This window comes from Myxococcus sp. RHSTA-1-4 (genome assembly GCF_020037125.1).
Lineage (GTDB): Bacteria > Myxococcota > Myxococcia > Myxococcales > Myxococcaceae > Myxococcus.
Genome location: NZ_JAIQDG010000028.1, coordinates 84,411 through 106,823, shown reverse-complemented (window position 1 = coordinate 106,823; position 22,413 = coordinate 84,411). Strand labels below are relative to the sequence as shown.

Annotated in this window: 19 protein-coding genes; 12 read left to right on the top strand and 7 right to left on the bottom strand. The window is 71.1% G+C overall.

From position 1 onward, the window contains the following. Positions 1–7: 7 nt before the first annotated feature. On the bottom strand, positions 8–1,225 hold the full coding sequence (locus K8638_RS31925) for a small ribosomal subunit Rsm22 family protein (RefSeq protein ID WP_223758466.1): 1,218 nt from the start codon (positions 1,223–1,225) through the stop codon (positions 8–10). 126 nt (positions 1,226–1,351) lie between these two features. On the opposite strand from K8638_RS31925, the gene K8638_RS31920 reads away from it, so the two are divergent. The 5 genes from K8638_RS31920 to K8638_RS31900 all read left to right on the top strand — a co-directional run bounded on the left by K8638_RS31920 (position 1,352) and on the right by K8638_RS31900 (position 7,624). Further along, positions 1,352–2,374, top strand: coding sequence for an ATP-binding cassette domain-containing protein (locus tag K8638_RS31920; protein ID WP_223758465.1), 1,023 nt, complete (start codon positions 1,352–1,354; stop codon positions 2,372–2,374). Next, positions 2,371–3,174 carry an ABC-2 family transporter protein gene (locus K8638_RS31915; protein ID WP_223758464.1) on the top strand — a complete coding sequence of 268 codons (804 nt, stop codon included), beginning with the start codon at positions 2,371–2,373 and terminating at the stop codon, positions 3,172–3,174. Before K8638_RS31920 ends, K8638_RS31915 begins: the two co-directional genes overlap by 4 nt. Before the next feature lie 4 nt (positions 3,175–3,178). Then, positions 3,179–3,982, top strand: coding sequence for an ABC transporter permease (locus K8638_RS31910; protein ID WP_223758463.1), 804 nt, complete (start codon positions 3,179–3,181; stop codon positions 3,980–3,982). 157 nt (positions 3,983–4,139) lie between these two features. Next, positions 4,140–6,335 carry a kelch repeat-containing protein gene (locus K8638_RS31905; protein WP_223758462.1) on the top strand — a complete coding sequence of 732 codons (2,196 nt, stop codon included), beginning with the start codon at positions 4,140–4,142 and terminating at the stop codon, positions 6,333–6,335. A gap of 173 nt (positions 6,336–6,508) precedes the next feature. Further along, complete coding sequence (locus tag K8638_RS31900; RefSeq protein WP_223758461.1) at positions 6,509–7,624, top strand: triacylglycerol lipase; 1,116 nt, start codon at positions 6,509–6,511, stop codon at positions 7,622–7,624. A 58-nt stretch (positions 7,625–7,682) separates the two neighbouring features. On the opposite strand, the gene K8638_RS31895 is transcribed toward K8638_RS31900, so the two are convergent. Continuing rightward, the gene (locus K8638_RS31895) at positions 7,683–8,585 is read right to left on the bottom strand and encodes a helix-hairpin-helix domain-containing protein (protein ID WP_223758460.1); all 903 of its coding nucleotides are present in this window, start codon (positions 8,583–8,585) and stop codon (positions 7,683–7,685) included. Between the two features lie 705 nt (positions 8,586–9,290). On the opposite strand from K8638_RS31895, the gene K8638_RS31890 reads away from it, so the two are divergent. Together K8638_RS31890 and K8638_RS31885 are read left to right on the top strand one after the other, a co-directional pair. Continuing rightward, positions 9,291–10,121 carry an ion transporter gene (locus tag K8638_RS31890; RefSeq protein ID WP_223758459.1) on the top strand — a complete coding sequence of 277 codons (831 nt, stop codon included), beginning with the start codon at positions 9,291–9,293 and terminating at the stop codon, positions 10,119–10,121. Between the two features lie 125 nt (positions 10,122–10,246). Beyond that, the gene (locus K8638_RS31885) at positions 10,247–11,872 is read left to right on the top strand and encodes a peptide chain release factor 3 (protein ID WP_223758458.1); all 1,626 of its coding nucleotides are present in this window, start codon (positions 10,247–10,249) and stop codon (positions 11,870–11,872) included. Between the two features lie 22 nt (positions 11,873–11,894). Here K8638_RS31885 and K8638_RS31880 read toward each other — a convergent pair whose 3' ends face one another. Beyond that, entirely contained in the window at positions 11,895–12,437 is a 543-nt protein-coding gene (locus tag K8638_RS31880; protein ID WP_223758457.1) for a hypothetical protein, read from the bottom strand. Positions 12,438–12,508: 71 nt separating this feature from the next. Here K8638_RS31880 and K8638_RS31875 point away from each other — a divergent pair, with 71 nt between their 5' ends. After that, positions 12,509–13,999, top strand: coding sequence for a carboxypeptidase M32 (locus tag K8638_RS31875; RefSeq protein WP_223758456.1), 1,491 nt, complete (start codon positions 12,509–12,511; stop codon positions 13,997–13,999). On the opposite strand, the gene K8638_RS31870 is transcribed toward K8638_RS31875, so the two are convergent. Together K8638_RS31870 and K8638_RS31865 are read right to left on the bottom strand one after the other, a co-directional pair. Beyond that, positions 13,981–14,592 carry a GNAT family N-acetyltransferase gene (locus K8638_RS31870; RefSeq protein WP_223758455.1) on the bottom strand — a complete coding sequence of 204 codons (612 nt, stop codon included), beginning with the start codon at positions 14,590–14,592 and terminating at the stop codon, positions 13,981–13,983. The two genes, K8638_RS31875 and K8638_RS31870, sit on opposite strands and share 19 nt — an antisense overlap. Before the next feature lie 57 nt (positions 14,593–14,649). Next, positions 14,650–15,006, bottom strand: coding sequence for a hypothetical protein (locus K8638_RS31865; RefSeq protein WP_223758454.1), 357 nt, complete (start codon positions 15,004–15,006; stop codon positions 14,650–14,652). A gap of 95 nt (positions 15,007–15,101) precedes the next feature. Here K8638_RS31865 and K8638_RS31860 point away from each other — a divergent pair, with 95 nt between their 5' ends. Beyond that, a complete protein-coding gene (locus K8638_RS31860; RefSeq protein ID WP_223758453.1) occupies positions 15,102–15,743 on the top strand; it encodes an O-methyltransferase in 642 nt (213 codons plus the stop codon). 1 nt (position 15,744) lies between these two features. Here K8638_RS31860 and K8638_RS31855 read toward each other — a convergent pair whose 3' ends face one another. Together K8638_RS31855 and K8638_RS31850 are read right to left on the bottom strand one after the other, a co-directional pair. After that, positions 15,745–18,492, bottom strand: coding sequence for a M1 family metallopeptidase (locus K8638_RS31855; protein WP_223758452.1), 2,748 nt, complete (start codon positions 18,490–18,492; stop codon positions 15,745–15,747). Positions 18,493–18,664: 172 nt separating this feature from the next. Further along, positions 18,665–19,834 carry a ribonuclease D gene (locus K8638_RS31850; RefSeq protein ID WP_223758451.1) on the bottom strand — a complete coding sequence of 390 codons (1,170 nt, stop codon included), beginning with the start codon at positions 19,832–19,834 and terminating at the stop codon, positions 18,665–18,667. Between the two features lie 65 nt (positions 19,835–19,899). On the opposite strand from K8638_RS31850, the gene ttcA reads away from it, so the two are divergent. Genes ttcA through K8638_RS31835 form a run of 3 tightly spaced genes read left to right on the top strand, consistent with a single transcriptional unit; the run spans position 19,900 to position 22,395 of the window. Beyond that, complete coding sequence (gene ttcA / locus K8638_RS31845) at positions 19,900–20,754, top strand: tRNA 2-thiocytidine(32) synthetase TtcA (RefSeq protein ID WP_223758450.1); 855 nt, start codon at positions 19,900–19,902, stop codon at positions 20,752–20,754. Beyond that, the gene (locus tag K8638_RS31840) at positions 20,733–21,557 is read left to right on the top strand and encodes a tellurite resistance TerB family protein (RefSeq protein ID WP_223758449.1); all 825 of its coding nucleotides are present in this window, start codon (positions 20,733–20,735) and stop codon (positions 21,555–21,557) included. The genes ttcA and K8638_RS31840 overlap by 22 nt, the downstream gene beginning before the upstream one ends. Before the next feature lie 13 nt (positions 21,558–21,570). Continuing rightward, the gene (locus tag K8638_RS31835; RefSeq protein WP_223758448.1) at positions 21,571–22,395 is read left to right on the top strand and encodes a phosphate/phosphite/phosphonate ABC transporter substrate-binding protein; all 825 of its coding nucleotides are present in this window, start codon (positions 21,571–21,573) and stop codon (positions 22,393–22,395) included. The last annotated feature ends 18 nt before the right edge of the window (positions 22,396–22,413 follow it).

Genomic DNA, 22,413 nt, shown 5'->3' with positions numbered 1-22,413 from the left:
GACGGCTTCAGGAGGGGGCGCCCGGGCCCGGGGTTCCCGGGCTCGACGGCGCGTCCTCCTTCGACGGAGGCGGAGGCGGGGGCACGCCCTTGCCGGCCGGCGCCACCACCCGCACCTCCGTGCGGTCATCCAGCGCGAGCCCGTCGCCCTTGGGCTCCGTCTCCGTCACCGAGATGACGTCCCCGCGGTTCAGCTTGAGGAAGCGCTCGTTGCGCTCCGTGCGGTGCTTCTCCTGCATGGCCAGGCCCACGCGCCCCTCCGGGCCGCAGCCGATGTAGCGCCGGCGCCCCTTGCCCTCCAGCGGCTCGGAGACGATGCGGAACAGCCGTCCCGGCGTCAGCTCCGGCCAGCCCTCGCCCTTGGGCGCCAGCACCAGGTAGCTCATCTTCAGCGCTTCCTTGTGCAGGCTCGCCGCGCGCGCCAGCTCCTCCACCACGCGGGGCATGGGCCAGGGCCGCTCCGCGTGGCACCAGTCCGTCTCCTTCAGCAGCGCCGGGCAGGCGCCCCGGTACATGCAGGGCGCGCGCACCGCGTAGCCGCGCTCCACCATGGCGTCGCGAACGTGGAGCAGGCCGCGGCTCGTCTCGCGCAACGCCGGCTCCATCACCAGCAGGCTGCCGCCGCGCTTCACCTTCGCCAGCGCCGCCTCCAGCAGCGCCGCGCGCGGGGCCGTGGCCCCCTCGCCGGTGCCGTACAGCTCGTTGAGGACGTGGCCCATCGTAATCAGGTCGAACTGCCCCTCCGGCAGCGCGGCGGCCTTCTTCGTCGGGTCCCACTCCCGGGTGGCCAGGGCCTCGCCGGCCTCGGTGGCCAGGGCGCGCGCCAGGTTGAGGGCGGCCTTGCTGCGGTCCGCCGCCGTCACCTCGCTGGCGCCCGCGTCCATGGCCGCGAAGGCCACCGGGCCCGGGCCGCTGCCCAGGTCGAGCACCTGCCGGGGACGGTTGGGCAGCTCGCCCAACACCTGCCGGGCCTGTGCGTAGGACACCGGCCAGTAGAAGAGGAGGTAGGCGCCCAGCAGGCGCGGGTCATCCATGTACCGCGCCCCGGCGAGCTGCCGCTCGCGCGTGAGGCCCAGGGAGAGCTGCCGGACGCCCGCGCCCACCTCCTTCACCTCCTGGGGGGTGAGGCGTGTCTCCGGCCCGTCGCCCCTGCCGCGCGAGGCGCGCCACACGGCGATGAGCCTCGGCATCCACCGCTCCAGGTCCTTGCTGTACGCGTTGCTCATCCCGCCAAACCTTCGACTCTTCTGGGGCCGCTTCCCGGGGCGGCCACGTCAACCCGTTGTCATTCCGCCAAGGCTTCAACTCAGGCGTCGCCACCCGGGGGCGACCGCGTTAAACCCTTGTCGCACATGATTTCCGTCCGCGGACTGCGCAAGCACTACAAAGTCCACAAGCGCCCGCCGGGCCTGAAGGCGGCCCTTCGCTCGCTCGTCCACCGTTCCTACACCACCGTGAAGGCCGTGGATGGCATCTCCTTCGACATCCGCCCCGGCGAGCGCGTGGGCTTCCTGGGCCCCAACGGCGCCGGGAAGACGACGACGCTCAAGGTGCTCTCGGGGTTGCTCCACCCCTCGGACGGCGAGGTGACGGTGGACGGCCACGTGCCCCGGCTCCGGGAGGAGGCCTTCCTCAAGAAAATCATGCTCGTCATGGGGCAGAAGCAGCAGCTCCTGTGGGACTTGCCTCCGGCGGAGACGTTCGAGCTCAACCGCGCCATCTACGACGTGCCCGCCATCCAGTACAAGCAGACGCTGGACGAGCTGGTGGCGCTGCTCGACATCGGGGACCTCATCACCAAGCCCACCCGGCAGCTCTCCCTGGGCGAGCGGATGAAGTGCGAGCTGGCCGCGGCGCTCATCCACCGGCCCCGCGTGTTGTTCCTGGACGAGCCCACCATCGGCCTGGACGTGTCCATGCAGGCCACCATGCGGACGTTCATCAAGGAATACAACGAGAAGTACGGCGCCACGCTCATCCTCACCAGCCACTACATGGACGACGTGGCGGCGCTGTGCCCCCGGGTCATCGTCATCGACAAGGGCCTGTTGTCCTACGACGGCAGCCTGGACGCGCTGGTGCAGCGGGTGCGCCCGGAGAAGCGGGTGGTGCTGCGGCTGGCCGAGGAGGTGGACGCCGCGCGGCTGGCCCCGCTGGGCAAGGTGGTGACACACGAGGCGGGCACCGCGGTGCTCCAGGTGCGCCAGGAGGCCGTCAACGCCACCATCTCCCGCGCGCTGGCGGGGCTGCCCGTCACGGACCTCACGGTGGAGAACGCGCCGCTGGAGGAGGTCATGAGCGAGCTGTTCGCGGAGAACAAGGCCCGGCGCGAGGCCGCCGCCGAGGACGCCTCGCGGGAGTCGGTGACGGCATGAGCTTCCGCAACACCCTGCGCGCCATGCCCACGCTGCTGAAGGTGGGCTTCGCCGAGGCGGTGGCCTACCGGGCGGAGATGTTCATCTGGGTGCTGTCCACCACCATGCCGCTGGTCAACATGGTGCTGTGGATGGCGGTGGCCCGGGACGCGCCGGTGGGCCGCTTCGGCCAGGAGGACTTCGTGGGCTACTTCCTGGCCACCTTCGCGGTGCGCCAGCTCACCAGCTCCTGGGCCGCGTGGCTCATCAACTGGGAGGTGCGGCAGGGGACGCTGTCCATGCGCCTCTTGCGCCCCATCTCCCCGCTGTGGGCCTACGCGGCGGAGAACGTGGCGGGCTTCCCCATGCGCCTCATCGTCGCGGTGCCGGTGATGGTGTTGAGCGTGGTGCTGGTGGGCTCCCGGGCCGTGCCCCAGCACGCGTGGCAGTGGGCCTTCTTCGTGGTGGCCGTGCTGGGCGGGTGGGCCATCTCCTTCCTGGCCAACGTGGCCATCGGCGCGCTGAGCTTCTTCTGGGGCAGCAGCCAGAAGGTGATGGAGGTGTGGCTCGTCCTCTACTTCGTCTGCTCCGGGTACATGTACCCGGTGGAGCTGCTGCCCCCCGCGCTGCGCACCCTCATCGACTGGCTGCCGTTCCGCTACCAGATTGGCCTGCCGGTGGAGGTGATGACGGGCGCGCACGGCTGGCGCGAGGTGCTGTGGCTCCTGGGGGCGCAGTGGGCCTGGGTGGCCGTCATGGGCACGCTCGCGGTGTTCGTGTGGAAGCAGGGCGTGCGGCGCTTCGCGGCGTTCGGAGGGTAGGGGCATGGTGCGGCGCTACCTGAGACTGCTGGGCATCCAGCTCAAGGCGTCCGGCCTGCTGGCGGTGCAGTACCGCGCGGACTTCTTCACCGAGGGGCTCACGTCCCTCTTCTGGACCTTCACCGCGCTGGCGCCGCTGTTCGTCGTCTACGGTGAGCGGCCCGTCGTGGAGGGGTGGAGCTTCGGCGAGGCGCTGCTGGTGGTGGGCTGGTTCACGCTGCTGCAAGGCATCCTCGAGGGCGCCATCAACCCCAGCCTCACCGGCGTGGTGGAGCACATCCGCAAGGGCACGCTGGACTTCGTGCTGCTCAAGCCCGCGGACGCGCAGTTCCTGGTGTCCACCCAGCGCTTCCTGCCCTGGCGCGCCTTCAACGTGCTCACCGGGCTGGGGCTGTTCGTCTACGCCTTCTCGCGGCTGGGCCGGTGGCCCTCGGTGCCGGGGCTGCTGTCGTCGGTGCTGCTGCTGGGCACCAGCACGCTCTTGCTCTACTCGCTGTGGATATTGACGGTGAGCGCCGCCTTCTACGTCGTGCGCGTGGACAACCTCACGTACCTCTTCACGTCCATCTTCGACTTCGCGCGCTGGCCGTCCTCGGTGTTCAAGGGCGTGGCGAAGGGCGCGCTGACGCTCGTCTTCACGTACGTCATCCCCCTGGCGCTGATGACCACCTTCCCCGCGGAGGCCATGCTGGGGCGGCTTCCGCTCCACGCGCTCGCCGGCGCCGTGGTGGGCGCGGTCGTCTTCGCGTGGCTGGCGCGGCGGGTGTGGCTGCACTCCATCGGTCACTACACGTCCGCCAGCAGCTAGCACGCTGCCTGTCCGCCAGCCTGCCAGGAGGTGGGTGGCCCCGGCCCCACGGTAGGACGTGAGTGTTCAGTATTGGCGGGTGAGATGGCCTCGGGGGCTCCGGCTGGGGTAAAGGCCGCTTCAACCCCCCCTCAGAGTCAGAAAGAGGACTCCCCCCATGTTCAGAAATCCCGGGTCCGGCCCCATGGCCGTGCTCGTGTTGACCCTCGCCCTGGCGGGCTGCTCACACGAGGATTTTGCAGAAGCGCTGAATCAGGAGGCCCCGGACACGCAGGCCTCGTGGCTGGGCGAAGGCGAGAGCGCCCCCTGGGCGACCGCCCCCAGCATGACGACGAAGCGCGTGGACCACAGCGTGACGGTGTTGCGCTCGGGCGCGGTGCTGGTGGCCGGCGGCCAGTCGTCGCTGAGCGCGGAGCTGTACGACGCGAAGGCGCGGCGCTGGTCCAGCGCGGGCACCATGGTGACCATCCGGCGCCGCCACACCGCGACGCTGCTGCCGTCCGGGAAGGTGCTCGCCGTGGGTGGCGACTCCTCCGCCGCGTCCACCGGCACCGCCGAGCTGTATGACCCGTCCAACCACACCTGGACGGCCACGGGCAGCCTGGACTCGCTGCGCTCCGGCCACACCGCGACGCTGCTGAGCTCCGGGCTGGTGCTGGTGGTGGGCGGTGACAACGGCCAGGGCGAGGCGCTGAGGAGCGCCCGGCTCTACGACGCGGCCACGGGAAGCTGGACGGTGACGGGAGACCTCTCCGTGCCCCGCGTGGGGCACGCCGCCACGCTGCTGCCGTCCGGCCAGGTGCTGGTGACGGGCGGCCGGAGCGGTCCGCATGGCGAGTTCCTCCGGACCGCGGAGCTGTATGACCCGGCCAAGGGCACGTGGACGGCCGCGGCGCCGATGGGCACCGTGCGCTCCGGCCACTCGGCCACGCTGCTGATGACGGGCAAGGTGCTGGTGGCGGGCGGCCAGGTCGACGACATCACCGCGACGCGGAGCTCCGAGCTGTACGAGCCGGCCACGAACACGTGGGCGCCCACCACGAGCCTCCTGCTGGCGGAGCGGGCGAACCACACCGCCACGCTGATGCACTCGGGCGAGGTGCTCATCACCGGCGGCACCGACGGCGGTGACACGTATCTCCAGAGCGTGGAGCTGTACGAGCCGACCAGCAACCGGTGGTTCACGCGGTGGCCCATGAGCAGCAGCCGGTTCGGCCATGTCGCCGCGCTCCTGAGCACGGGCGAGGTGCTCGTCGCGGGTGGTGGCGCGGACGGGGAACCGGACTCCGCCACGGCCGAGCGCTACGTGCCGTCCACTCCGCCCTGGCTCCCCGCGGCCCCCATGACGGCGGCCCGCTACCACCACACGGCGACGGCCCTGGGCTCCGGCAGGTTGCTGGTGGCGGGGGGCACGGCCACGGGCAGCAGCGCGCTGCAGGGCGCGGAGCTCTACGACGAGGCGGCGGGCGCCTGGACGGAGGCGGGCACGCTCCTCACTCCACGCTACCTGCACAGCGCCACGGTGCTGCCCTCCGGCAGGGTGCTGGTGGCGGGTGGCCAGTCCAGCTCCTCCTCCTTCCTGTCCTCCGCCGAGCTGTATGACGCGGCCACCCGCACCTGGACGGCCACGGGCGCGCTGGCCACGACGCGCTCGCGCCACACCGCCACGCTGCTGGAGTCGACGGGGCAGGTGCTGGTGGTGGGCGGCCGGTTGAGCTCCAGCTACACCGGCATCCTCGCCACCGCCGAGCTGTATGACGTGGCCACCGGCACGTGGCGCGCCACGGGGAGCATGAGCAAGCGGCGCCTCTTCCACAGCGCCACGCTGCTGGCCACCGGCAAGTTGCTGGTGGCCGGCGGCACCACGCCCGAGGGCGACACCGCCACGGCGGAGCTGTATGACCCGGCCACGGGCACGTGGACTTCCACGGGCGCCATGTCGGTCACTCGCTACGGGCACGCGGCGGTGTTGCTGCCCTCCGGCAAGGTGCTGGTGGCGGGCGGCTGGGGGGCGCGCGGCGCGCTCGCCTCCGCCGAGCTGTATGACCCGGCCACCGGCACGTGGACCGTGGTGGCGTCCATGTCCGCGGCCCGCTACGGGCCCATGGCGTCGCTGCTGCCCTCCGGCCGGGTGCTGGTGCTGGCGGGAGACGGCGGCTCCTCCGTCGGCATCCAGGACTCCTCCGAGGTGTTCGACCCGGGCACGGGGATGTGGACCCCCGGCGGCTCGCTCTCCACGCCCCTGACGTACGCCGGCGTGGCGCGGCTGACCTCCGGCAACGTGCTCGTCACCGGCGGCCAGGGCTCCAGCGGCTCCCTGGCAGCCACCGAGCGGTACACGCCCGCCAACTGAGCGTCTCGCCTCCCGCCCCGGTGTCCCTTCCGCACCGGGGTGGGCCCTACTCCAGGGGTCGGGGTGACTCGGTTGATTCAAATGTCAACTGATTTAGGCTCTCTCTGCTCTCCCGGTGAATCACGGGAGTAGCGTGACGAATCCCCCCCAGCAGTTGAAGGAAGGAGCCGGTGATGAGGAGGCTTCACGCAGTCTTCGTGGCAGCAGTGTGCACGGGAGTGCTCGGGCTTGGACCCGAGGCCCATGCGGGCGCGGCGCGGACGACGTACCCGGTGGTGTTCGCGCATGGCATGGCCGGGTTCGACGACATCCTCGGTTATGACTACTGGGGCGACGACTACGGCATGTTCGTGGGCGACGCGTGCGACGCATTCCTCGAGGTGGACTGCAACGAGGACATCGACTCGGGGCAGCGCTCCTTCGTGGCGCAGGTGGCGCCGTTCCAGTCCTCGGAGGTGCGGGGGCTGGACCTGGCGAACGACATCGAGGGCTTCATGGCGACCTCGGGCGCGTCGAAGGTGAACCTCATCGGCCACTCGCAGGGCGGCATCGACGCGCGCAAGGCGGCGCGGGTGCTGCGCGAGCGGCGGGGCGTCACGTCGGTGGCGGTGCTGGTGAGCGTGTCCTCTCCGCACCGGGGCTCGCCGGTGGCCAAGTACATCCTGGACCTGAAGCCGGGTGTCACCAGCGTGGTGGCCGCGCTGGCGAAGTACTACGGCGACATCGTCTACGCGCCGGGCAATGACGCGTACGCGGGCGCCAAGCAGCTCGTCTACAACGACTACTCGTCGGCCGACGGCGCCACCACGGGCATGAAGGCGTACAACGACAAGTACCCGGTGAGCAGCACGTACGCGGGGCGGTACGTGTCGCTCATCACCGCGCAGAATGGCCTCAACGTGAATCCGGCGCTGTACCTGCTGAGCGAGTTCCTCTTCGACATCGACGGTGATGGGTACTGCGCGGGGGACGGCGACAACGACGGCGCGGGCGGCTGCGGCGACGGCATCCGCAACGAGGCGGATGACGACGGCCTGGTGGGCATCAACTCGCAGCAGATGGGCTACCGGCTGCGCTACTCCGAGTCCACGTTCGGGTTCGACTCGGTGAGCACCGACACGTCCATCGCGGCCGTCACGAGCCTCAACGCGCCCACCAGCGCGCAGATGACGTCCATGTCCAGCGTCATCTCGCAGGACCACCTGGACGTGGTGGGCGTGGGCCCGGATACCTTCGACGAGCCGGAGTTCTACGCCGCCATCTTCGACTACATCGCGGCGTACGACTGAGTCGTGTCACGCGCGGGGCCTGGGGTGTCCCGGGCCTCGTGCGCAGGGGGCCGCTGTTTCAGGCCCCGGGCTGGGGCGCCTCGGCTTCCTCGGCCTCCACGCCGTAGTACGCGAGGCACTCCACCTCCCGGCCGCGCACCACGCGCCTGCCGTCGAGCGGACCACCGTGCGCGGTGACGACGGTGCACTGGCCCTCCTCGTCCTCCTTGTCGAAGTAGAGGACCACCCAGTCCCGCGTGGTGCCCTGCTGGTGCGCCAGCGCCGTGTTGGAGAAGAGCGCCCGGATGTTCCAGCCGTCCACCTTGCGGCGCAGCACCGGAAGCCACGCCTCTCCCGAGGGATTGAACCGGCGCGGCGCAATCGTCCGCAGCTCTCCCGCCGCCGCGCGCCGCCGGTACTCCTCGTCCACCTGGAGCAGCAGTCCAATCTCCGGCTGCTCCCCGCTGTCCGGCGCCGCATGCAGCCGCGCGGCCGCACGCCGGCTCCGCGTCAGCCTCGAGGCGAGCAGCTCCCGCACCTGTTGCCCGCGCCGGGGGCCGAAGCCCTCCACCTGCTCCAGCCTCCCGTCGTGCGCCGCCTGCTCCAGTTCCTCCAGCGTCCGCACCCCCAGCTCCTCGTGGATGCGCCGCGCCAGCTCCGGGCCGATGCCGGGCACGCTGGCGAGGAGCTGCTCGGGCGAGGACTCTGACTCCAGCCTGTCGAGCAGGCCCAGGTGGCCCGTCCGCACGAACTCCGCCACCGCCGCCGCGATGCTCTTGCCCACCCCCGGCAGCTTGCGCAGCCCCGCCTCACCCTCCGAGGTGAACACCTCCACTACCGGCCTGGGCCAGGTCGCGATGGTGTTCGCCGCCTTCCGGTAGGCGCTCACCCGGAACGGCATCGCGTCCTGTGCCTCCAGCAGGTCCGCCACACGCTCCAGCGCGTCGGCGATGTCGATGTTGTCCTTCCACTCCACGCCCATGACTACCGTGAAGGTGGGGCGACGGAGTGGCGACGTCCAGCCCCGGACCTGGCACACCGGGCGCGGAGCAGGGCGTCCAGGAGGGCACGGTGGGCGGCCGGCGGAACGGACGTTCCATTCCATCGCCTGCCCTCCGGCCGGGTGGGGCTCACGGGTGACCCGGGGCGCGCCGTGTGGAACGGACATTCCATTCCGCCGCCTGCCCTCTGGCCGGGCGGGCCTCGCGGGGTGACCCAGGGCGCGCCGTGTGGAACGGACATTCCATTCCGCCGTCTGCCCTCTGGCTGGGCGGGCCTCGCGGGGTGACCCAGGGCGTGCCGTGCGGAACGGACATTCCATTCCGCCGACTGCCCTCTGGCTGGGGGAGCTTCGCGGTGGTGCGGGGCGCTGTGGGTGGAATGGACGTTCCGTTCCGCCGACTGCCCTCTGGCTGGGGGAGCTTCGCGGTGGTGCGGGGCGCTGTGGGTGGAATGGACGTTCCGTTCCGCCACCTGCGCTCAGGCCGGGTGGGGCTCACGGGTGACCCGGGGCGCGCCGGGTGGAATGGAGGCTCCATTCCGCCGTCCGCCGTCTGCCCTCTGGCCAGGGCACATCCCGACGCCCGTCCGCTCCCCGGGTGGCCCTCCCGCTGCGGGATTCCCAGCCGATGCGACGGAGCGCTACCGTGCCGGGCCGATGAGACCCGAGGAAGTCGTTTCCCAGGTAGTGGAGGCAAGACCCGTCACGGAAGAGGAAGCGCGGGCCACCGAGTCCCGCGCACCCGCCCTGCGGGACTTCGTGATGATGGTGCTGGCCCTCGCGAGCCTGGGCCCCATCTTCTACGTGGAGCTGGAGGGACTGCAGTGGCCGGACCCTCGCTTCCAGGTGCTCGCCGCCATCGACCTGGGCTTCGTCCTCATCTTCCTTGGCGACTTCCTCTGGGGGCTGTCGCGGGCGAAGGACCGCGGGGACTTCCTGCGCCGCCACTGGTACGAGCTGCCCGGCCTGGTGCCCCTGTACGCGGAGGGCCTCAGCCTGCTGCGCGCCGCCCAGCTCCTGCGCCTGACGCGGCTGCTGCGCCTGCTGCGGCTGCTCACAGCGTACCGCCGCATGCGCACCCTCACCGTGCTGGATGCGCTGTTCAACCGCTACAAGCTGGGCCACACGCTGCTCGTGGCCTTCGCGGTGGTGATGGGGATGGCCACCGTGGTGTGGGTGCTGGAGCGGCACACCAACCCCAGCCTGTCTCAGTTCCCGGACGCGGTCTGGTGGGCCATCGTCACCGCCACCACCGTGGGCTACGGCGACATCACCCCGCAGACGGGCCTGGCGCGTGTCTGCGCCACGGTGCTGATGCTGATGGGCATTGGCCTCATTGGCATGGTGGCCTCCAGCCTGAGCAACGCCCTGCTCACCGCGGACCAGGAGGCGAGCCAGCCCACGGCCTCCTCCGCTCCCACCCTGGCCTCCGAGCTGGAGCGGCTGGCCGTCCTCCGGGAGCGCGGCCACCTCACCGCCGAGGAGTTCACCGCCGCCAAGCGGAAGCTGCTCGGCTGAGGCTCCAGGGCGGGTGGGGAAGGGGAGCGGAAGGCCCCCGCCGAGCCGTCCGGGGTCCGGCCTGACCGCCCGGCGCTCGTTGCGGGCTGCAAGGAAAGACCGCCCGTGATAGTTGGCCCCGGGTCATGACGAACGAGCTCGACAGGGAGGTCGCCCGGCGGCGCACCTTCGCCATCATCTCCCACCCCGACGCGGGTAAGACCACGCTCACGGAGAAGCTGCTGCTCTACGGCGGCGCCATCCACCTGGCCGGCAGCGTGAAGGCCAAGCGGGCGCGGCGGCACGCCACCAGCGACTGGATGGAGCTGGAGAAGGAGCGTGGAATCTCCGTCACCTCGTCCGTGCTCCAGTTCGCCTACCGCGACCACGCGGTGAACCTGCTCGACACCCCGGGCCACCAGGACTTCTCCGAGGACACCTACCGCACCCTCGCGGCGGCGGACTCGGCGGTGATGCTCATCGACGCGGCCAAGGGCGTGGAGCCCCAGACGAAGAAGCTCTTCAAGGTCTGCCGCATGCGCGGCATCCCCATCTTCACCTTCGTCAACAAGCTGGACCGGTACGGCCGCGAGCCGCTGGACCTGATGGACGAGCTGGAGCAGGTGCTCGGCATCCGCTCCTATCCGATGAACTGGCCCATCGGCATGGGGCCGGACTTCCGGGGCGTCTATGACCGGCAGGCCCGCGTCGTCCACGTCTTCTCCGCCGAGGGCTCCCACGGCGAGTCGGAGGTGGCCGAGCGCTCGGTGTCCATCGACTCGGACGAAATCAAGACCGTCCTCACCGAGGCGGAGCTGGCGAAGCTGCACGGCGACATCGAGCTGCTGGACATCGGCGGCGACGAGTTCACCCGCGAGAAGTGCGACTCCGGGCAGCTGTCGCCCATGTTCTTCGGCAGCGCCATGACGAACTTCGGCGTGCGCCCGTTCCTGGATGCCTTCCTGGACCTGGCGCCGGCGCCCACCTCGCGGCCCACGACGAAGGGCCCGCGCGAGCCGACCAATCCCAAGTTCGCGGGCTTCGTCTTCAAGATTCAGGCGAACATGGACCCGGCGCACCGCGACCGCATCGCCTTCATGCGCGTGGTGAGCGGCCGCTACGTGAAGGGCATGAGCGCCTTCCACTCGCGCCTGGGCAAGGAAGTGCGCCTCGCGAAGCCGAGCCAGTTCATGGCCGCCGAGCGCACGGCGATTGAAGACGCGTGGCCCGGGGACGTCATCGGCCTGTTCGACCCGGGGCAGTACCGCATCGGCGACACGCTGGCGGAGGGCAACGAGGTGGAGTTCGAGGGCGTGCCGCGCTTCAGCCCGGAGCACTTCGCCGTGGTGCGCTCCAAGGACCCGCTGCGCCGCAAGCAGATGGAGAAGGGGCTGGAGCAGCTCTCCGAGGAGGGCACGGTCCAGATCTTCCAGCAGCTCCACATGGGCATGAAGGACCCCATCGTGGGCGTGGTCGGCGCGCTCCAGTTCGAGGTGCTGCAGTACCGGCTGGAGCACGAGTACGGGGCGAAGATTGCCCTGGACCGGCTGCCCTTCAGCCACGCGCGCTGGGTGGTGGGGCCCAACTTCGACCCCAAGTCGTTCGACTGGGAGGGCAACCGTCAGACGGTGCAGGACCGGGACGGACTGCCCCTGGTGCTCTTCCGCGACGACTGGGCGCTCCAGCACGCCGAGGACAAGCACCCGGAGCTGAAGTTCCTCTCCGAGGCGCCCATGCTCCGCAAGGTGGCCGAGGCGGCCACCGGCTCCTAGTCCCCGGTGACGGCGGTGGCTCCTACTTGTAGGGAGCCACCGTGCCGCCGCGGAAGGCGGAATCGCGCAGGACGAGCCCCTCCTTGTAGAGGCGCGCGGCCTTGGGGCCGACGAAGAAGCCCTTGGGCTCGCCCTTGCGGTAGGTCTTCTTCACGAACTCCTCAATCTCCATGAACAGGCGCCGGAACCTGTCCGGTGCCGCGTTCTTCCGGCCCGTCTGCGCGGTGATGTCCAGCTCCGCCCAGAGCTGGCCGTTGAGCAATTCGCCCTCCTCGTTGGGGCGCGAGCGCTCCATGAAGATGACGGGCGAGCGCACCTCGTCGATGCGCCAGTGGCCCTTGTCCGGCCCGCGCTTCACCTTGTCCACGATGGCGGCGCCGATGTCGGTGGCCACCATGTAGAGGTCCTCCGGCGGGAGCCGGGGGATGTTCTCCAGGGTGGCGCGGAAGGTCTCCCAGTCCTCGGGGACGCGCCGGGGGTACACCTCCAGCGGGTAGCGCTCCAGGAAGCGGAAGAAGGCGACTTCATCGTCGGGCGACATGAAGAATTTGAGGACGTTGGCCATCGCGCAGCCCTCATACCCCCGAGTACGTCTCCCGTGAAGGACCGCCACGAAGCGCGCTAAGAATCCCGGGCATGGACACCTGGCTGCTCTCCCGAATGCAGGAGCTTCGCGACCTCCAAGGACTCATCGGCCTGGCCACCTGGGACCAGGAGACGTACCTCCCCGCCAAGGCGGGCCCCGCGCGGGCCCATCAGCTCTCCACGCTCCAGGGGCTGCACCACGAGCGCCTGGTGGACCCCCGGCTGGGCGAGGCCCTGGCGAAGGCCTCCACGCAGGACCTCTCCGAGGACGAGCGCGCCATGGTGCGCGTGCTCTCCCGCGACCGGGAGCGCGAGGTGCGCGTGCCCTCGGACCTGGTGAAGGCCCTGGCCGAGGCCCAGAGCCGGGCGCTCCACGCCTGGCGCGAGGCGCGCAAGGAGCGCCGCTTCGCCCTCTTCCAGCCCGCCCTGAGGCGCCTGCTGGAGCTGCGCCGCGAGCAGGCCGACGCCTACGGCCATGGCGGCGAGCGCTATGACGCGCTGCTGGAGGGCCACGAGCCCGGCATGCGCGTGGAGCGGCTCACCCCCGTGCTGACCGCGCTGCGCGAGCACCTCATCCCCATGGTGGGCAAGCTCGCCGGGGCGCGGCGCGAGGTGCCCCGCCTCTTCGACGGGCGGCGGTACGACAAGGACGCGCAGTGGGCCTTCACGCTGCGGCTGCTCAAGGACATGGGCTTCGACCTGGAGGCGGGCCGGCAGGACCTCAGCATCCACCCCTTCACGGGAGGCACGCACCCGCTGGACGTGCGCCTCACCACGCACGTGGACGAGTCCACTCCGCTGCCCGCCATCTTCAGCACCATCCACGAGGCGGGCCACGGCCTGTACGAGCAGGGCTTCGCGCCCGAGCACTACCGCACGCCCCTGGCCTCGGCGCCCTCCATGGGCCTGCACGAGTCCCAGTCCCGGCTGTGGGAGAACATCGTCGGCCGGAGCCGGCCCTTCTGGGAGCACTACTTCCCCGCGCTGCGCGCCGCCTTCCCGGAGGCGCTGGCCGGCGTGGACCTGGACGGCTTCCACATGGCCGTCAACGAGGTGAGCCCCTCGCTCATCCGCATCGAGTCGGACGAGGTGACGTACAACCTCCACATCGTCCTGCGTTACGAGCTGGAGCTGCTCCTGGTGCGCGACGAGCTGCCGCTGGAGGACCTGCCCGCCGCCTGGAACGCGCGGATGGAGAAGTACCTGGGAATCACTCCACCCGACGACACGCGCGGCGTGCTCCAGGACATCCACTGGGCCTGGGGCGAGCTGGGCTACTTCCCCACGTACTCGCTGGGCAACCTCTACGCGGCGTCCCTCTACCGCGCCGCCGAGCGCGCGCTGCCGGACCTCACCGGCCACCTGCGCCGGGGCGAGCTGCTGCCCCTTCGCGACTGGCTGCGCACCCACGTCCACAGCCAGGGCTTCCGCCTGCCCGCGGAGGAGCTGGTGCGCGGGGTGACGGGGCACGGCCTCTCGGACACCGACTTCCTGGCGTACCTGAAGTCGAAGTACGGCGCGCTCTACGGCGTCACGTTGTAGGGCCCTCGGTTCTGGCGCGAGGAGGCCTCCTTCGCCACCTCGCGCAGCTCCGGCAGCAGGGGTGTCCACTCCGCGCGGAGGATGCCCATCAGGATACCGTCCACGTAGCGCCCCTCCACGAAGTACTGCTCGCGCTGCACGCCCTCGCGGCGGAAGCCGGCCTTCTCGTACACGCGCTGGGCCGAGGTGTGGTGCCCGTAGACCTGGAGCCACACCTTGTTCAGGTTCAGCGTGCCGAAGCCGTAGTCCAGCATCAGCCGCGTGGTCTCGGTGCCCAGCCCCTTGCCCCAGTGGGTCGAGTCGCCGATGAAGAGGCCGAACTCGGCTTGATGGCTGCGGAAGTCCAGCCGGTGCAGCCCGGTGACGCCGAGCAGGATGTCCCCGTCCCGGAGCACCACGCCGAGCGCCACGTCCTGGTCGCTGCTCGTCAGCGCCTCGAGCCGCGCCTGCTCCTGCGCCACGGTGATGGGCCGGTAGGTGGCCAGCGTGCGGCGCACCGCGGGGTTGTTGAGATAGCCGGCCAGCCGGGGCGCGTCCTCGCGCTCCAGCGGGCGCAGGTACACGGTGGGGCCGATGAGGAAGGCGTTCGTCACGGGAGACCTCGGAGGCCTATCTCCCGGAAAGACGGCGCTGCTGACAAGCCCTGACTGTCAGCAGGCGAACAGCAGCGGCCGGCACGCGCGGGCGAGCTGCAGCGCGTCCCTGGCGAGCGCGTACGAGGCCGCGTCCTCCGCGTCCAGCCACGCGGTGCGGGCCACCCGGTTGCCCAGCTCGAAGCACAGGCTCGCGGTGCGGCGGGCCAGCCGGCTCTCCTTCTTCAGGGCGCGCACGTTCAGCTCGCAGAGCTCCGCACATTGCCGGAGCAGGCGCACCTCCTCGCAGCCCACGGGCTGTCCGCGAGCCACCATTCGCGCCATGCCTTCCTCGCACGAGGCCTGGCACTGAAGGCTCGCGGCGATGCATCGGACGATATCCGCGCGAGCACCGCCCACTCTGGCTCCCAGCATGGCGCGCACCTCCGAAGCGGCGACAAAGCTATGCACGCCGTTCCGGACGGCAACCCGAAGTGAGGTGCCTCAACGGACGTGTTAAACGGTGGGCCATGCCAAAGCTCACCCTCGTACCGCCGGAAATCGAGGAGTACGCGCACGCGCACACCACGGCACCCGCGCCGCTCTTCGAGGAGCTCCGGGAAATCACCTATGCGCAGATGGCCTCACCCCAGATGCAGGTGGGGCGCGTGGAGGGCACCTTCCTGCGCTTCCTCGTCGCGCTCTCCGGGGCCCGGCGAGTCCTCGAAATCGGGACATTCACCGGATACTCGGCGCTGATGATGGCGGAGGGGCTGCCGGATGACGGCGAGCTCGTCACCTGCGACATCAACCCCAAGGCCGCCGAGGTGGCGCGCTCCTTCTTCGCGCGCAGTCCCCACGGGCGGAAGATTCAGCTTCGCCTGGGGCCCGCGCTGGAGACGCTGAAGACGCTGGAGGGGCCGTTCGACCTCGCCTTCATCGACGCGGACAAGGGGAGCTACGGCGCGTACTGGGATGCGGTGCTGCCGCTGCTGCGTCCGGGCGGGCTGGTGGTCGCGGACAACGTGCTCTGGTCCGGCCGCGTGTTGCAGCCGGAGGCGACGGATGACCACGCGATTGTCACCTTCAACGCGAAGGTGGCGGCGGACCCTCGCGTGGAGCAGGTGCTGCTGACGGTGCGCGACGGGATGATGCTGGCGCGCAAGCGCTGATTCAGTACCGGCCGAGGAAGCGCTCCAGTCCGGGGCGCAGCGCCTCGCGCTGGGCGATGCACAGGTCCACGCGCTCCAGCGCCTGCGCCAGCACGCGCTCGCCGCCCTCGATTCGAGCCGCGTGGGGCGCGAAGAAGCCGGCCACGCGCTGGCGGTCCCCGGCGTCGCAGAAGGCGCCGCCGGTGTTGAGCAGCCACGCGGCGGTGTCGCGAGGCAGCCGCTGGAGCAGGAGCTGGAAGTGCTCGCGCAGGAAGTCGAAGGCGCCCGCGCGGGTGGTGGGGCCGTAGAGCTGGCCGAAGAGGATGGGCAGCGCCTCGCGCGCGTCCACGTCCGGCGCCAGCAGCAATTCCAGGCTGGCGCGCGCGAGCGTGGGCTCCCGGAAGGCGCCCAGCGCGGTGTAGATGAGCTCGCGCTCGCGGCCCTGGGACGCGGTGCGCAGGGCCTCGCGCAGGCGCTGGTGCAGGGCGGCGTCACCCGAGGCCCCGGCGGTGCCGAGCACGGCATGCGCCGCGTCCAGCGGCAGCGTGCTCCGGTCCTCCAGCCAGCGCAGGGCGAGCTGGCGGGCCTGGGTGCGCAGGGCGGGGTCCTGGCCCACGTCCGCCACCATCCACACCAGCAGGGGGCGCAGCATGCGCAGGTCCTCGCTCTCGCCCGGGCGGGACACGAAGCCCAGCCTGCGCGCGAGGCCGCCGAAGAGGCTCCGCACGAAGCGCGCCCGGTGGGGCTGGAGCGTGTCCGGCACGAACTCGTCGCGCACGCTGCCCACCACGCCCACCGCGCCCTCCACCAGGTCCGGGTCCTCCGGCCGCAACAGCCGCGTGGTCAGCGTCAGCGCCTGGGCCACGTCCAGGTCTCCACTGGCCACCAGCGCCTGTGCGTCGTCCATCAGCACGCGGCGCTCGGGGACGCTGAGCCCCTTGCCGCCCCGGCGCGACAGCCGCTCCAGTCCGTCTCCGCGCAGGAGCGCGTGGTAGTAGCCGCGCCCGTCCGCGTTGGGGTGCAGCCAGTCCGGGCAGCCCTTCGCCTCCTCCAGCACCAGTGTGCCGGAGGCGCCGGTGAGCACCGTGCAGGCGCGCCCTTCCTTCCCTCCGGCGCCGTAGCGCACGCACACGGGCACCTGCCAGGGGCGAGAGCCGTCCCCGTCCTTCATGCCGGGCGAGCCCAGCGGCAGGTAGCGCCGCTGCTCCAGCGCGAGCCGGGGCGGCGCGCCCGCGGGGCATTGCAGCTCCATGGCCACACGCGGCACGCCGGGCTGGTCCAGGAAGGTGGAGAAGGCCGGCGCCACGTCCCGGCCCGTGGCGGCGGAGAGGGCGCGGAAGAAGTCAGCGGTGGTGGCGGTGCCACGCGCGTGCGCCTCCAGGTAGTGGCGCACGCCCTGCTGGAAGGCGTCCGGGCCCACCCAGGACTCGAACATGGCCAGCACCGCGGCGCCCTTGCCGTAGGTGATTCCGTCGAAGGCGCTGTTGATGTCGCCGGGGGACTCAATCGGCTGGCGGATGCTGCGCGCGTTGACCAGCCGGTCCTCTTCCATGGCGTGTCCGCGCGCCTCCACCCGGCGCACGTCCCAGCGCCACTCGGGCTTCCACTGCGTCACCACCTTGTAGGCGAGCCAGTCCGCGAAGGACTCGTTGAGCCACAGGTCGTCCCACCACGCCATGGTGACGAGGTTGCCGAACCACTGGTGCGCCAGCTCGTGCGCCTGCGTCTCCGCGAAGTAGCGCTGGCGCCACACCGAGTCCCCCTCCACCGGGCCCAGCATCGCCTGCGCGCCGAAGGTGATGAGGCCCGGGTGCTCCATGGCGCCGCCCTGCGCGCCGGCCAGGGCGAGCACGTCCAGCTTCGAGTAGGGGTAGGGCGTGCCGAACCAGGCCTCCATCCGCTCCAGCAGCGGCGGCGTGACTCGCGCGGCCCACGTGGCCTCGGCGGCGCGGCCGTGCGGCACCACCATGCGCACCGGCACGTGGTTCCGGCCCGCGGTGCCCGCGTCCACCACCTCGAACGGGCCCACCGCGAAGGCCACGAGGTACGAGGGCAGCGGCGGCGTGGGCTGGAAGCGCACCGTCTTCCAGCCGTCCGTGCCGCGCTCCTCGGCCTCCACCGGCGAGTTGGAGAAGGCGCCATCCTCCGCGCGCACGCGCAGGGTGAGCTGCCAGGGAATCTTGAAGGAGGGCTCGTCGAAGCAGGGGAAGGCGCGCCGCGCGTACAGCGGCTCGAACTGCGTCATCGCGTACCAGCGCCCGTCCTCCTCCTCGCGGAAGATGCCGGAGTTCTCCTGCGTGGGCGCGCGGCCCGTGTACTCCACGCGCAGCGTGACGGTGCCGGGGCCCACCGGCTGCTCGGACACGAGGGCGAGGAGGTCTCCCAGGGGCAGCGCGGAGACGCGCACGCGCCCGCCGCCGCCCAGGACGAGGACGGCGTCCTCCACGGACAGCTCCTCGGCATGGAGCCACAGCTCCCGGGTGGCCTCGGGCAGGGAGAGCTCCACGTCCGTCGTGCCGCGGAACGCCTCCTGCCGCGGGTCCAGCTCCAGCGTCACCGTCTGCCGGGTGGGCCGTGCGCGCGCGTCCAGCCGCAGTCCGGGAGGCGTGAGGACGCGCGCCTCGTCATCGGCGGGTGCGGCCTGTCCGCTGGCCTCGCTCGCGGGAGGGGCGGCCGTGGGGGAGGGCGCCTCCCGTCGCGTGCCCGCGCAGCTCGCGAGGGTGAGCGCCAGCAGGAACCACGTGGCCGAGCCGAGGTGTCCGAACCGCATCGGGAAGCTCTCCGCTCGCGAGCCGGGACGGCCCACGAGTGGCGGGCATTCCACCACCCGCGCCGCCGCCGCGACAGCGTTCCTCGCGGGTGTCACCCCTGACGCGCGCGAGGCACGCCGGACTCGTCCTCTCGCGCGCGAGAAGATTGCGGTGGGAGTGTCACTCCCCGTGTCAGCTGTTGAGCACCGGGTACTGCGCGAGCAGCTCGATGAGCGCCGGCCCGTAGAGCTGGAGCCGTTTCTCTCCGAAGTAGGGCACCGCGGCCAGCTCCTCCAGGCTCTTGGGAGGCTGGGAGGCCAGCACGTCCAGGACGGGGTTGGGCAGCACCACGCTGGGCGTCACCTTGCGCTCGGTGGCCTTCTCCACCCGGAACTGCTTGAGGGCGTCCTCGCGCTTGCGCCGGTTCGCGTCGCGGGGACCCTTCTGCTCCCGCTCCGGCTCCAGCTCGCCCCGGCGCGCCTTCTCCACATGCTCGCGCACGACGGCGAGCACCGCGTCGCCGTACGTCCGCACGAAGGAGCCCCGCACCCCGGCCATGCGCGCCAGCTCGCGCGGGTTGGCGGGCAGCTTCACGGCGATGTCTCCCAGCGCCATGTTGGAGAGCATCCGCCCCATGGGGACGTTCTCCTTCTCCGCCCACTCCAGCCGCTTGCGGTGCAGCGCGTGGGCCACGGCGTTGGCCAGCGTCACCTGGGCGGGGGACAGCCCGGCGCGAGGCAGCTTGGGCTTGAAGTCCGCGCCCACGTCCGGCCGCGCCACCGCCTCGTCACACAGGCGCGTGCAGTCCAGGAGCACCTCCTCCAGGATGCCGGCCTCGCGGCACGCCTCGCGCACCTGGCGGCCCAGCTCGGTGAGGTAGCGCACGTCGTTGGCGATGTAGTCGCGCATGCCCGGCGGCAGCGGGCGGATGGAGAAGTCGGACTGCTGGTGCTCCTTCGGAAGCTCCACCCCCAGCCGCTCGCGGGCCACGTCGGCCAGGCCCACCTTGGGCCAGCCGAGCAGCGTGGCCGCCCGGTGGGTGTCGAAGAGGCCCTGCACCCGCACGCCGGCCTCGGCGAGGAACTGCAGGTCGCCCTGGGCGGCATGGAAGAACTTGGTGCGCGCCGGGTCCGCCATCAGCGGGGCGAGCAGGCGCGCGTCCACGCCGGGCTGGAGCGTGTCGAAGAGGAAGACGTCGGTATCGGTGGCGAGCTGGAGGAAGCACAGCCGGGCGCGGAAGGCGTGCATGGAGTCCGCCTCCAGGTCCACCGCCAGCTCGCGAGCCTCTTCCAGCTTGCGAGTGGCGCTCTGCGCCCCAGCGGCATCCACCACGTCCACGGCACCCTGCGGGTAGGTCGGCATCGGGCTGGGCAGGCTAGCGGACCGGGCCTTCCCTTTGAGGTGTTTTTTCCCGGGCCGCCGCTAGGATGGCCACGCCGATGAATGACGTCCAGCGCCTGGAAAAGAGTCTGCTTGGCCACATGGGCCGGGCCATCGCGGACCACCGCCTCATCGAGGCGGGGGACCGCATCATGGTGGGTGTGTCCGGGGGCAAGGACTCCTACACGATGCTGCACCTGCTGCGGGAGCTGCAGCGGCGGGCGCCTGTGAAATTCGAGTTGCTGGCGGTGAACCTGGACCAGGGCCACCCCGGCTTCCCGGCGGACAAGCTGGAGTCGTACTTCCAGCGCGAGGGCTACGCCTACAAGATGCTGAAGGAGGACACCTACAGCATCGTCCTGGAGAAGACGCCTCCCGGGAAGACGCAGTGCTCGGTGTGCTCGCGGATGCGCCGCGGCGTCCTCTATACGGCGGCGGTGGAGCTGGGCTGCACCAAGATTGCCCTGGGCCACCACCGCGACGACCTCATCCACACGCTGCTGCTCAACCTGTTCTTCGCCGGCTCCCTCAAGGCGATGCCGCCGCTGCTGCGCAGCGACGACGGGCGCAACGTGGTCATCCGGCCGCTGTGCTACGCGCCGGAGAAGGACATCGCGAAGTTCGCGGAGTTGATGCAGTTCCCCATCATCCCCTGTGACTTGTGCGGCTCGCAGGAGAACCTGCAGCGCAAGCGCATGCAGCGGCTGATGGAGGAGCTGGGCAAGGAGATTCCGAACGTCCGTCAGAGCGTGCTCAACGCGATGATGAACGTGCGGCCGACGCACCTGCTGGACAAGACGCTCAACCCCGACCCGCTGAACGCGCGGGAAGACGGGGCACCGACGAACGATTCGAAGGACACGCAAGGGAGCGCCAGCCCATGGCTCGAGAGCAGGCAGTAAAAGCGCGCAAGGAGCGCAACGGCGCATTGGTGGAGGCGATGCTGCTGGCGGCGATGGCCGACGGCCGCGTCTCGCAGCGGGAGATGCAGACGCTGCTCAGCCGCGTGCTGGAGCGGCCGGAGTTCGAGGGCACGAAGCCGGACGAGCTCAACGCCCTGGTGGAGACCAGCGCCGCGCGGCTGTCCGAGGCGAAGGATTTGGAGGAGGTGCTGGCCTCGCTGCGGCGCCGCCTGCCGGACCACAAGAACCGGATGCTGGCCTTCGGGCTGGCGGCGGCGGTGGCCCTTGCGGACCAGCGGGCCACGCGCAACGAGCTGGGCCTCCTGAAGACGTTCCAGGCCGCGCTGGGCATCTCCGAGGACGAGGTGGCCCAAATCATCGACGTCATCGAGAACGGCGGCAGCCTGGCGGAGGCGCTGGGCGAGCCGCTGGAGCGGCTTTTCGCGGAAGTCATGGTTCTGGTGAGCGCGGCGGACGGCCACCTGAAGGAGGCCGAGGCCCGGGCGCTGGTGGAGAGCTTCGCGGCGGACCCGCTCTTCGAGAACGTCAGCCCGGAGCGTGCGCAGAGCTTCGTCAGCGAGTCGGTGTCGGCGCTGGCCGCCGAGGGGCTGCCGCAGCGGCTCCAGGTGCTGGCCCACGGGCTCACCACCCACGTGCAGCGGGTGAAGGCCTTCCGGCTGGCCACGAAGATTGCCCACGCGGCGGGGGAGCCGAGCCCGGCGGAGCAGAGAATCCTCGATATGCTCCAGGCCACCTTCGGGCTGGCTGACGACGAAGTGGCGCGACTGGGCAGGGAGGGGTAGTTAATACGGCTGAATGACCCTACAAGTCCCATCCGGCCCCCGGCACTCGTTCCGCTTCGGGTTGCCTCCTTCGCTGGGGAATGAGACGGCGCGGGAGCGCGCGGAGCGGCTCGCGGCCTTTCTCCAGCGGGCGCTGGGCAAGCTGGTGGAGGTGAGCGTGGCGCCCAGCTACGAGACGCTCGCCAAGGACCTCCTGTCCGGGCGGGCCGACGCGGCCTGGGCGCCGCCCTTCGTCTGTGCGCGCATGGAAGCCATGGGCGTGCGGGTGGTGGTGCGAGGGGTGCGCCGGGGCATGTCCTCGTACCGGGCGGCCCTGGTGGGCCGGGCGGGCTCGGGGCTGACGCTGGACCGGCTCAAGGGCACCACGGCGGCGTGGGTGGACCGCGATTCGGTGGCGGGCTACCTGTTGCCCACGGCCTACCTCAAGACGCAGGGGCTGGAGCCCTCGCGGGCCTTCTTCGCGCAGCACTTCACGGGCTCGTACCGGGGCGTGCTGGAGGCGGTGCTGGACGGCAAGGCGGACGTGGCGAGCGTCTTCTGCCCGCCGGCCTCCACGGGCCTGACGTACTCCACGGGTGTGGAGGACGTGCTGGGCGCGGGCGCGGGGCGCCGCTTCGAGCTGATTGCGTACACGGACGAGGCCCCGAATGACGGGGTGCCGGTGGCCATGGGCCTGCAGCCGGAGCTGGTGCGCACGCTGGAGACGTCGCTCTTGGCGTTGCAGTCGTCCGCGGAGGGCCTGGCCCTGCTGAAGGACATCTTCAACGCGGACCGCTTCGAGGCCGCGCCGCGCATGGGCTACCGCGCGCTGTACCGCGTGGCGCTGGCGAGCCTGTAGCCGGCACCTGTCGCGTTT